Annotated in this window: 8 protein-coding genes; 5 read left to right on the forward strand and 3 right to left on the reverse strand. The window is 69.3% G+C overall.

The annotated features are described in order from the left end of the window. Positions 1-65 precede the first annotated feature (65 nt). On the forward strand, positions 66-2234 hold the full coding sequence (locus FL311_RS15845; RefSeq protein WP_141325981.1) for a M4 family metallopeptidase: 2169 nt from the start codon (positions 66-68) through the stop codon (positions 2232-2234). A gap of 225 nt (positions 2235-2459) precedes the next feature. On the opposite strand, the gene FL311_RS15850 is transcribed toward FL311_RS15845, so the two are convergent. Together FL311_RS15850 and FL311_RS15855 are read right to left on the reverse strand one after the other, a co-directional pair. Then, positions 2460-2729 carry a hypothetical protein gene (locus FL311_RS15850; RefSeq protein WP_141325982.1) on the reverse strand — a complete coding sequence of 90 codons (270 nt, stop codon included), beginning with the start codon at positions 2727-2729 and terminating at the stop codon, positions 2460-2462. Positions 2730-2883: 154 nt separating this feature from the next. Then, complete coding sequence (locus FL311_RS15855; protein ID WP_141325983.1) at positions 2884-4470, reverse strand: hypothetical protein; 1587 nt, start codon at positions 4468-4470, stop codon at positions 2884-2886. 532 nt (positions 4471-5002) lie between these two features. On the opposite strand from FL311_RS15855, the gene FL311_RS15860 reads away from it, so the two are divergent. From FL311_RS15860 to FL311_RS15875, 4 genes are all read left to right on the forward strand, one after another. After that, positions 5003-6175 (forward strand): FAD-binding oxidoreductase, encoded by a 1173-nt coding sequence (locus FL311_RS15860; RefSeq protein WP_141325984.1) that lies wholly within the window; start codon positions 5003-5005, stop codon positions 6173-6175. Next, positions 6165-6791: an AraC family transcriptional regulator gene (locus tag FL311_RS15865; protein ID WP_141325985.1), complete on the forward strand. Its 627-nt coding sequence runs from the start codon at positions 6165-6167 to the stop codon at positions 6789-6791. Before FL311_RS15860 ends, FL311_RS15865 begins: the two co-directional genes overlap by 11 nt. Then, positions 6788-7549: an aldo/keto reductase gene (locus FL311_RS15870; RefSeq protein ID WP_141325986.1), complete on the forward strand. Its 762-nt coding sequence runs from the start codon at positions 6788-6790 to the stop codon at positions 7547-7549. The genes FL311_RS15865 and FL311_RS15870 overlap by 4 nt, the downstream gene beginning before the upstream one ends. A gap of 215 nt (positions 7550-7764) precedes the next feature. Then, positions 7765-8649, forward strand: a complete 885-nt coding sequence (locus tag FL311_RS15875; protein ID WP_074959133.1) for a DMT family transporter — start codon at positions 7765-7767, stop codon at positions 8647-8649. On the opposite strand, the gene FL311_RS15880 is transcribed toward FL311_RS15875, so the two are convergent. Further along, on the reverse strand, positions 8633-9988 hold the full coding sequence (locus FL311_RS15880) for a KamA family radical SAM protein (RefSeq protein ID WP_194869219.1): 1356 nt from the start codon (positions 9986-9988) through the stop codon (positions 8633-8635). The genes FL311_RS15875 and FL311_RS15880 overlap by 17 nt on opposite strands. Positions 9989-10561: the final 573 nt, after the last annotated feature.

Consider the following 10561-nt stretch of genomic DNA (forward strand, 5'->3'; position numbering starts at 1 on the left):
CGCAACTTCTTGATACATTCTCGCGATAACTCTTCAGCCACCTCGTATGGAGTCCTGAGACCCCCATGAGCATTCGCCGCACTGAAGGTTCGAAGCCGACGGTCCTCCCCACCATCTCCTCCGAGGCTCGGCCCAAGAGCGCCGCGAAGACCCCGACGGCCGCGAACGTCATCAAGGACGGGTTCGGCCCGGCCGCGAAGACGTCCGACCTGGCCCGCGCGGAGAGCACGCTCAAGCCGCTGCCGCCCCCGGTTGGCCGCCTGGCGCTGGACAGCAAGGAGGCGCAGAGCGCCATCCAGACCGCGCTGCAGCACCTGGACGTGGGCACCAAGCTCCCGTCGCAGGGCCTGCGCGGCGGCATCCAGTACCCCTCCTTCGTCCCCAAGAACGTGGAGCGGGACGAGCTGGGCATGACGCACGTGCGCCTGGACCGCAGCCACGAGGGCGTGAAGGTCTACGGCGAGCAGGTCGTCGCGCACCTGGCCAAGGACGGCAAGGTCGACAGCGTCACGGGTGACCAGTCCAAGATTCCCTCGGGCCTGGGCACGCAGAAGCCCGCGCTGTCCAACGCGCAGGTGCTGGACATCGCGCTCAAGGAGTTCAACGGCACGCCGGACCGCCAGCCGCACTCCGAGCGCATCATCTACAAGGACCCGTCGGGCGAGTACCGCTCCGCGTACCGCGTGGAGGTCGCCGACACCACGGCCACCGAGAACCCGCGCAAGATGAACTACTTCATCGACGCGAACAGCGGGAAGGTCTACGAGCAGTTCAACACCATCGACGGCTTCAAGAACTGCCCCTGCGCCACGCACGGTGGAGTGAGCGACGCGGCCGCGACCAAGGGCGCCAAGGGCGCCGCCGCTGCCCCCGCGGACGTGAAGGTCTCCACGACGCCCAACGCGCAGATCAAGGACAAGGGCTCGGTCACCTCCAAGGTGACGGTCGCCGACGACGTCACGGTGGACAAGCTCAAGCTGTCGCTGGACATCACCCACTCGTACAAGGGGGACCTGAAGGTCACGCTGACCAGCCCCTCGGGCAAGACGTTCGACGTGCACAACCGCACGGGCGGCAGCGCGGACAACATCAAGCAGGACTTCGACCTGAGCGCCTTCGCGGGCGAGTCCGCCAAGGGCGAGTGGACGCTGAAGGTGAGCGACCACGCCGCGGGCGACAAGGGCAAGCTGGTCAAGTGGGGCCTGTCCATCACCCCCAAGGCGACGCAGCAGCCGCCCACGGACCCGACGACCCCCACGGGCGGCGCGGACGACACGTCCATGTACAGCGGCAAGGTCGCGCTGGAGACGAAGAAGCAGGCGGACGGCACGTACACGCTCGAGGACGGCACGCGCGGCAAGGGCGTGGCCACGTACGACGCGCGCAACCAGGAAGAGGCCAGCGGCCAGACGCAGATCAAGGACGACAACAACGTCTGGGGCGAGGCCACGGACCCGGAGCGCAACCGCGCCGCCGTCGACGCGCACTACGGCGCGGCGATGACGTACGACTTCCTGAAGAACATCCTCGGCCGCGACTCCATCGACGGCAAGGGTGAGAGGCTCGTCTCCTACGTCCACGTCAGCGAGAACTTCGTCAACGCGTACTGGGACGGCGAGAAGATGAGCTACGGCGACGGCGACGGCGTGGACTCCGGTCCGCTCACCGCGCTGGACATCGCGGGCCACGAAATCGCCCACGGCCTCACCGAGCGCACCGCCGGCCTCATCTACCGCGGCGAGTCGGGCGGCCTGAACGAGGCCTTCAGCGACATCATGGGCGCGGGCGTGGAGTGGTACGCGTCCACGCAGAACCCGGACGTGAAGTTCAACTGGACCATCGGCGAGACGGCGTGGACGCCGACCAACGGCGATGACACGGACGGCCTGCGGTACATGGACGACCCGAAGAAGGACAACTACTCCATCGACAACTACAAGGACTACCCGAAGCAGACGGAGGTCCACGGCTCCAGCGGCATCGCGAACAACGCGTTCTACCTGCTGGCCAATGGTGGCACGAACCGCACGTCCAAGATTGAGGTCAAGGACGGCATCGGGATGGAGAAGGGCCTGAAGATCTACTACCGCGCCCTGGCCCACTACATGACGCCCAGCACCACGTTCGCCCAGGCGCGCACGGCCACCATCAAGGCGGCCACGGACCTGTACGGCGCGGACTCGGCCGAGGTGGCGAAGGTGAAGGAGAGCTGGACCGCCGTCGGCGTGAACTAGCTCCCGCTGTCGATGTCGCAAGACCCGGGCACGCTGGAAGGTGCCCGGGGGCTCGACGTGACGGGGTGGCCTTCGCCCGTCGGGCCCTGTGATTCGGGACGCTCCGGGAGCCTCAGCGGGTTCCTGAGCGGGAAGGGGGGGCGTTCCGAGTCCTTCACCGCGCGGCGGCTGTCACTCCCGAGGTGACGGCCGACCGCGCGGTTGTTTTCTGGAGCCGCGCGCCGCTCAGGACTCGGGCGGCGGGCAGGTGATGGGGCAGGTCTGGCTGGTGGGCAGGCACAGGCCGCCGCAGCAGCCGGCGTTCCACGAGCACCCGGCCTCCATCCGGCACGCCGTCTGGGTGGTGCTGGTGCAGGAGGCCAGGGCGGACTCGGAGGACGTCGCCTCGGAGGCGGGGTCAGCGCCGACGGTGGCCTCGTCGGGCCCGGAACAGCCCGTGAGCAGCGAGGCGATGGCGGCACATGCGAGGAACAGCGCTCGACCAGGGAGAGTCATTGCAGGCTCCGATGGGACGGCGAGGTGTGCCCGCAATCATGTCATCGACAGACGGCGCCCGGAATCTGGATTGTCTTCCAGGCCCATATGTCAGGCTTTGTTCCAGCGCCACGGCAGGAGTGTGTTGGCGCTGATGTGATTGGCCCCTGGAAGCCTACAGCCGGCTCGGGTCGTCCACGCGGTAGTGGCCCAGCCAGTAGTCGTCGTCGAAGCCGGGCAGGTCGATGTTGATCTTCTGCATGTGAATCTGGCCGCGCGCGCCCATGCGTGGGTCGGCGTCCAGGTCCCAGAGGTCCAGGCCCTCGAACTCGTCGGTGGAGCCGTAGGGGACGTAGTAGTAGCCCTGCACGTAGCCGTTGACGACGTCCACCATGTAGATGCCGGACGTCTGTCCTCCGCCGCCCACGCTCACGTAGAGGTTGCCGCGCGCGGAGATCTTGCCGCCCTGAATCCAGGTGCCCTGCGGGATGTTGCTGGAGAAGGACAGCGTGCGCTTGTGCGTGATGGACACCGTCGTGCCGGACAGCGTGATTTGATAGCCGCGCAGCACCGTGTAGCCCGGGTGGTTCGTCACCGCGTAGAACAGGCCGTCACGCGGGTTGTGCGCGATGAAGGCCACGCCGCCCTCCCATTGCGGCAGGGACGCATAGCCGATGTACTGCATGCTCGTGTTGAACACACCCACCGCGCCGCTGCGCCCCGGACCGTCCATGGCGATGTAGAGGTAGCCGTTGACGTGCACCAGGTCGCCGTAGTGCCGGAAGCCCGCGTTGTACCAGGGCGAGGGCATGCGGTAGGTGCCGCCGGGGTTGTTGTTCAGCCCCGCCATCGGCCACCAGGCGATGAGCCCCTCGGTGGACTCGTCCTTCCAGAAGTTCGTCGCGTTGCGCGTCTGGTACCAGTAGTGGGCGTCGTGGGTGAGGCCCTGGAGGTTGTCGGAGAAGCCCGTGTAGCTGCGGTCGCTCGGGAAGTCCGACAGGTTGGCGACGATGTTGGGGATGGCGTAGCGGTAGCGCTCCACGAAGAGCGCGTTCGCGGTGGCGTCGATGCCGGAGCGGTACTGCGCCGCGCCCACCGCCCACGTGCACGTCCACCACCACCTGGGCAGGCTGGCCGTCTGCAGGCGCTGCCACGCGCCGCTGCCCCAGCGCTCCAGCCACAGCGTACCCGTGGCCTCACCCGTGGTGGCGCAGGCCTGGTAGTACTTCTGCACCGGGCCCCAGCCGGAGTGCGCCCAGCTGTACACGTTCGTCGGGCACCAGATGGCGTCGTACTCCTGGTGGAGCCCCTGGCAGAAGTTGGCTGACCACCACGCGGTGTCCGGCAGGGCCTGCTGGCGGACGACGCCGGGCCCCACGTCGGCGGAGCTGCGGGCCGGCCCCTCGGGCGCCAGGGCCTCGCGGGTGGGCGTCAGGTGCAGCATGGACGGCGCGCGGCTGGCGGCCTCCACCAGCTTCGCGGGCGGCTCCTGCCCGCCGGACAGCTTGCGGTAGACCTCCGTGATGGGCATCCCGTCGAACGCCGCCGCGTCCGGCATGGGCGTGCCGCGCGGGCCCTTCACCACGGTGACGATGCCGTAGTCGGGCACCTCGTGGAACGAGATGGACTGGCCCTCGGGGAGCGTCACGCTCGCCAGCCGCGTGCCCGAATCGTCGCCGGCCTCCAGCGCCTCGTCCGTCTCTGGACCCCCGCACGCCACCAGCATCGCCGCACAGCCAGCCCACTTGAACAGACCTCGCACGCGCTCACGCCTCCTGAAGAATTTCAGGGTGAACGCATCCGGTGTGTTTGCTTCGGCCCGTCCGGGGCTCGTCGCGCCGTGCGCGCTCCCGTCAGGCGTGTGGGGGACTTGTGGGCAAGCACCGCGTGAGCGCGGCGGCGCTGGTCGTTCGGGCGTGGCGTGGCCCTCTTCGCCCGCTCGGGCGCGGAGCCTCGGAGGTCCGAGCGCCGTTGCCTGGTGTTCCCACGGACGCGGGTGGACACCTCCCGTGACGGAGGGCGTGCGCCGCGGAGCTCCGAGCGGGCTCCAGGCGGCGATGCCAGCGGCGCCGTCGCGCGGAGCGTGACAGCCCGTCGTCTCCGGGCCGCCTCGCGCCACCGACTCCGGACGATGTCTGACATGAGGCCGGACGCCGCACCCGCCGCGTCCTTCCGAAGTCAGACGTGAACCGTCAATAGTGGCAAATCAAGCTAGTCGTGCAAGTCACGATTCTGAAAACTCTCCGTCATGAGCACTGTCTGACGGGGGCAGCGAGCCTTTTGGGGAGACCTCCGTGACGCGAAACCTGCAGCGATATGACGTGGTGTTGGTGGGGGGCGGGGTGACGGGATTGATGGCGAGCCACAAGCTGGCGCGGCTCGGCCTGCGGTTGTTGTTGTTGGAGAAGCAGCCGACGTTGGCGAGCGGGCCGTCCACGCGCAACGAGGGCTGGCTGCACCGGGGCAGCTATCACGCGGGCTCGGTGAAGGACCGGCAGGCGGCGGTGCAGGTGGCGCGGCGCTGCATCTACGGCCACGAGCAGATTCGCGCCTTCGCCCCGGAGGCGGTGGAGGACGCGGACCGTCCGCCGATGGTGCTGGTGCGGGACGCGGACCGGCTCCAGGAGCTGGTGTCGCGTTGGGACGAGGCGGGCGTGTCCTATCGGCCGCTGACGAAGGCGCAGGCCTCCGCGCGCTTCCCGTCGGCGGACCTGGCGCGGGCCTCGGAGGTGTTCGAGGTGGCGGACGTGAGCATCAACACGCGGATGCTGTACCGCAAGCTGCTCACCTCGGCGCAGCAGGGCGGCGCCGAGGTGCTCACCGGCGCCCGCCTGGAGCACGTGCGCGGCTCGGAGGCCACCGTCGTCATGGCGGACGGCTCGACGCTGCAGCTGGAGGCGCGGCTGTTCGTCTACTCGACGGGCTTCGGTGCGCGAGACTTGTTCCGCCAGTTCTTCGAGCTGGAGCTGCCCATCCGCTACTGGAAGAGCCACCTGGTGGTGGTGCCTCGGCTGGGCGGCCACGGGCTGTTCTACGTGGACCCACACGAGGCGGCGATGATGCACCACGGGGACTACAGCGTCGTGGGGCTCAACGAGGACGCGCTCCTGTGCGCGAACCCCGACTACCTCGTCGTGCCCGAGCGCGCCGACAACCTGCACCGCGCGCTGGAGCGCCTGGTGCCGGGCTGGAAGAGCGCGGGCACGTACAGCGACGTCGCCTGCACCAAGGTGGACTTCGCGCCGGATGCCACGTCCGCGCGCTCGCTCAACATCGCCATCCACGAGCCGGTGCCGGGCCACATCTGCATCCTGCCGGGGAAGATGACCGAGGCGCCGTTCCTCACCGACGTGCTCACGGCGCGGCTCTACGAGCGGCTGGAGGACGGGCTCATCGCGAAGCGGCCGTGTGACGTGCTCCACGCCAGCCTCGCCTCCGTCGCGCGGGAGGCCCACCATGCGGCTTGAGCTGCTCGCGGCCCTGGATGCGCCCCGGCGCTCGGCGGGCTTGCTGACGGTGACGGAGGTGCTCGCGCTCGCGGACACCGGCAACGTCATCTACGACCCATTCTCCGTCCTCATCTCGCGGCACCTGAAGCTGGGCGAGGGCAACGTCCTCTACCCGTGTGTCACGCTCACCTGCGCGCCCACGGCCGAGCTGCGGCTGGGCAACCGCAATGTGTTGCACACCGGCACGCTGCTGGCCGCGGAGACGGGCGCCATCCTCGTGGGCGATGGGAACCAGTTCGGCGAGGGCGGATTCACCGCGAAGGCCAACCGCCCCGGCGCGCGCATCCGCATCGGCGATGGTGGCCGCTATCTCGGCGGGGCGTCGGTGTTCGGCGAGTGCTCGCTCGGCTCGGGCTCGCAGCTGCTCGGGGCCATCTCGGTGGACAACTGCAAGCTGGCGGCGGGCGCGCCCTTCAGTGACGCGGACCCGGACGCGCGCGCGGCGGTACTGAAGGGCTCGGGGACGGCGCGGGGGCTCGTGCTCGAGGTGGGGCAGGTCATCCTGGGCAACGGCGTGTTCCGCGCCGAGGACGTGAAGCCCCAGGCCTTCTATCACCCGAAGGTGAAGTCATGAGCGCGGTGGGACTGGGGCTCGGGCTGCTCTCGCTCGGACGCGCGTGGGGCTATCGCTCCGAGCCGCCTCCGACCGAGGCGGATGGACAACACCTGCTCGACACCGCGTTCGAGCTGGGGGTGCGCTGCTACGACACCGCGCCCGCGTATGGGTCGAGCGAGCAGCGCTTCGGCGCCTTCCTGTCGCGGCTCGGCGCCGAGCGGAGCTCCGTCTTCGTCGCCACCAAGCTGGGGGAGCACTGGGACGCGGGGAAGCAGGCGTCATTCACGGACCACTCGTACGACGCGCTTCGCAGGAGCCTGGACCAGAGCACGCGGCTGCTCGGGCGCATCGACCTGCTCCAGGTGCACAAGGCCACGGCGGCCAACGTGAGCGCGCCCGAGGTGCTGCGCGTGCTCGAGTACGCGGGGACGCTCGGGGTGCGCCACGTGGGCGTGAGCGTGAGCGACGTGGCCGCGGCCGAGGCCGCGTGTGACGTGGGCGTGTATTCGTTCCTCCAGTTCCCGTTCAACGTGTTGAACACCACGCTCGCGCCCGCGTTCGAGCTGGCCGCGCGCCACGGGCTGCAGGTCCTGGTCAACCGTCCCTTCGCCATGGGGCAGCTCGTGCAGGAGGAGGGGCGGGAGCCCACGCGGTCCGCGAGGGAGTCGCTCCAGCACATCCTCCGGCAGCGCTTCTCCGGCTACGTGCTCACGGGCACCAAGTCCGCGAAGCACCTGCTCGAAACCCACGCCGTCTTCCGCTCACTCCAGGACTGACGGCACGGCTCGAACCGCGCTGGCGGGGCGCCGGAAGGGCTCCCCGTTGGCGCAGCCGACAGCGCGCGTCGCTCGCGAGACCCACGCAGGCCTCCGCTCGCTCCAGGGCTGACGGCGCATCCCCTGTTCGCTGGCGGCCGGAGGGCCACGACCAGCTCCCGACCCGGGCGACGTGAGCGCCCGGGCGGCCCACCCTTGTCTCGGAAAGCCCCACCATGTGGATTGCGTATGGCCTGGGCGCGGGCGTGATGCTCGGCCTGTATGACGTCTGGACGAAGAAGGCGATGACGGGCAACAGCGTCATCCCCGTCGTCATGTGGTCCTCCCTCTTCGGCGCGCTGTGCTGGGTGCCCGCGCTGATTCCGGGCGCGCTGCCCGTGCCCATCGACCCCTTCGGCCTGACGTGGCGCGAGCAGGCGTGGCTGCTCCCCAAGGGCGTGGCGATGACGGCCTCTTGGATTCTCGCGTACTACGCGGTGCGCGAGCTGCCCATCTCCATCGCCGGCGCGGTGCGAGCGTCCGGCCCGCTGTGGACGCTCGCGGGCGGGTTCCTGATGTTCCGCGAGCTGCTCACGCCCCTCCAGTTCCTCGGGCTGATGCTCACCGTCTGCTCGTACTACGTGCTGTCCATCGTGGGCCGGAAGGAGGGCCTCGCGCTGTCGAAGAGCCGCTCCTTCTGGTGGATGCTCGCCGCCACCGCGCTGTCGGCGGCGACCACCGTCTACGACAAGTTCCTCGTCGCGCGGCTGGCGCTGCCGGTGCTGGAGCTGCAGGCCAGCTCCGCGTTCCAGCGCTGCCTCTTGTCCGCGCTCGTCTTCGTGCCGTACATGTGGCGACGGGGCGCGTGGGGCCTGGGGCTCACGTGGAGCTGGGGCATCCCCCTGGTGGGGTGCTCGTGGGTGGCGGCGGAGCTCATCTACTTCGTCGCCATCTCCGAGCCCCAGGCGTTGGTGACGCACCTGTCCGTGCTGCGCAGGACGAGCCTCATCGTCGGCTTCGTGCTGTCGGCGCTCTTCTTCCGCGAGGCGAACATCGCGCTGAAGTCCGGAATGATCGCCGTGCTCATCCTGGGCATGGCCATCCTCATCCTGGGAGGTTAGCGGCCTCCCCCAGGGACAGCTCCGCTTCCCACGGGAAGCGCGAGGCGCCCAGGGCGGGCTTCAAGTCGTGCAGCCACGTGGCGTGCTCGTCGTAGCGCGCGAAGAAGGGCTTGCCCACCAGCGCCGCGTCGCGCGCCTGGATGAAGTGCAGCAGGAAGACCTTCTCGCCGCCCAGCTCGAGCACGCCGTCCACGCACACCTTGCCCGGTGTGGCGGACATGGAGGGCCCGCGCACCGTGCGCGCCAGCCCCGACACGCGCCGGTACGCCTGCTGGAAGATGTCGTGCGCGGACGCGAGCGGCACGGCGAAGTAGTCCTGCGGCCCCGTGTCCCGCTCGACGAACATGTAATAGGGCACCATGCCGTGGCGCAGGTGCGTGCGCCACATGCGCTCCCAGGTGGCCGCGTCGTCGTTGATGCCGCGGATGAGCGGCGCCTGGGTGCGGATGACCGCGCCGGTGGAGCGGATGCGGCGCACCGCCTCCTGCACGATGTCCGGCTCCATCTCCCGCGGATGGGAGAAGTGCGCCATGAAGGCCAGGCTCTTGCCGGACGCCACCACCTTCTCGAACAGGCGCAGCGTGTCGTCCGCGTCCGGGTCCGTCACGAAGCGCTGCGGCCAGTACGCCAGCGACTTGGTGCCGATGCGGATGGCCTCCAGGTGCTCGATGTCCAGGAGCGGCTCGATGTAGCGCGACAGCACCGCCTCGCCCATCACCATGGGGTCGCCCCCGGTGAAGAGCACGTTGGTGACCTCCTCGTGCTCGCGCACGTAGTCCACCATGGGCGCGATGTCCTTCGACGCGAACTTCAGGTCCGCGTCCCCCACGAACTGCGCCCAGCGGAAGCAGTACGTGCAGTAGGCGTGACACGTCTGCCCCTGCTTCGGGAAGAACAGCACCGTCTCCCGGTACTTGTGCTGGAGCCCCGGAATGGCCTCCTCGTTCGCCTGCCGGGGCACGTTCAGCTCCATCTGCCCCGCCGGATGCGGATTGAGCCGCGCGCGCACCTCACGCACGTACGCCGCCAGCTCCAGGCTGGCCGTGCCCTCGCGCATCAGGTCGACCAGGCGTGACACGTCCTCGGCCGGCAGCATGTCCGCCTGCGGGAACACCAGCCGGTAGATGGGGTCGTCCGGCGCGGCCGACCAGTCGATGAGCTCCTCGACGACGTAGCTGTTGACCCGGAAGGGCAGCACCTGGGCCACCGCCTGCACGGCCAGCCGCTCCTCCGCGGAGAGCCCCGCCCGGGCGGTCAGCTCGTCCAGGTTCCTGTGGGTGAAGGCACGGTACCGCTGTCCCACGGACAGAGACCGCACCGCGTTGGATGAAGCGCTCACGCGGTTCCTCGCTTTGCATGACAGGGTCCTCCGCGAGGCTCCGCGGAAACGGCCCTGGGATGAGAGGTGAGTCGATGGTCAGACGTGCCTTTTGACCACCAACGAGGTGGAGGTTCCGGTTACCATGGGCTCCTGGATGTGTCACCCCTCCGAGGCTGAAATCCGCTGGGAAAATGACGGGGTGAGCGTGGACCCTCGGGCGGATTGATACTTCCCGTCCGTGCGGGCCGAGCGCCTGGCGCGTGACGCCGCGCGCAACGCGGTTGCACGTCTGTCATTGAATGCGGGCAGGGTGGAGGTCGCCTGGGCGCGCGGGGCATTTTCCGTGCGCCAGGGGAGGCGGCGCGGACTCTAGGATGGCGGTCCTGGTCTTCCGCTGGTCTCCGAGACGCCATGACTGCTCCGCGCCGTTCTGATGATGCTCCGCCGTCCCCCTCACCTGAGCTCCACCTGGTGGTGAGCCCTCGTCCCGAGGGCCTTGCCGATGGGCTCAAGAAGCTGCTGGGAGGGGTGGGGGTGGCGGTGGGGGCGCCGCTTGTCGTGTTCGGGCTGTTGATGGGCGTGGTGGGCGTC

Source organism: Myxococcus sp. AB025B, from assembly GCF_006518215.1.
Taxonomy (GTDB): Bacteria; Myxococcota; Myxococcia; order Myxococcales; family Myxococcaceae; genus Myxococcus; species Myxococcus fulvus.

Bases quoted from the DNA above. Each gene is read 5' to 3' on its own strand.
- FL311_RS15845 (WP_141325981.1), top strand. From the start codon at position 66: ATGAGCATTCGCCGCACTGAAGGTTCGAAGCCGACGGTCCTCCCCACC.
- FL311_RS15850 (WP_141325982.1), bottom strand. From the start codon at position 2,729: ATGACTCTCCCTGGTCGAGCGCTGTTCCTCGCATGTGCCGCCATCGCC.
- FL311_RS15865 (WP_141325985.1), top strand. From the start codon at position 6,165: ATGCGGCTTGAGCTGCTCGCGGCCCTGGATGCGCCCCGGCGCTCGGCG.
- FL311_RS15870 (WP_141325986.1), top strand. From the start codon at position 6,788: ATGAGCGCGGTGGGACTGGGGCTCGGGCTGCTCTCGCTCGGACGCGCG.
- FL311_RS15875 (WP_074959133.1), top strand. From the start codon at position 7,765: ATGTGGATTGCGTATGGCCTGGGCGCGGGCGTGATGCTCGGCCTGTAT.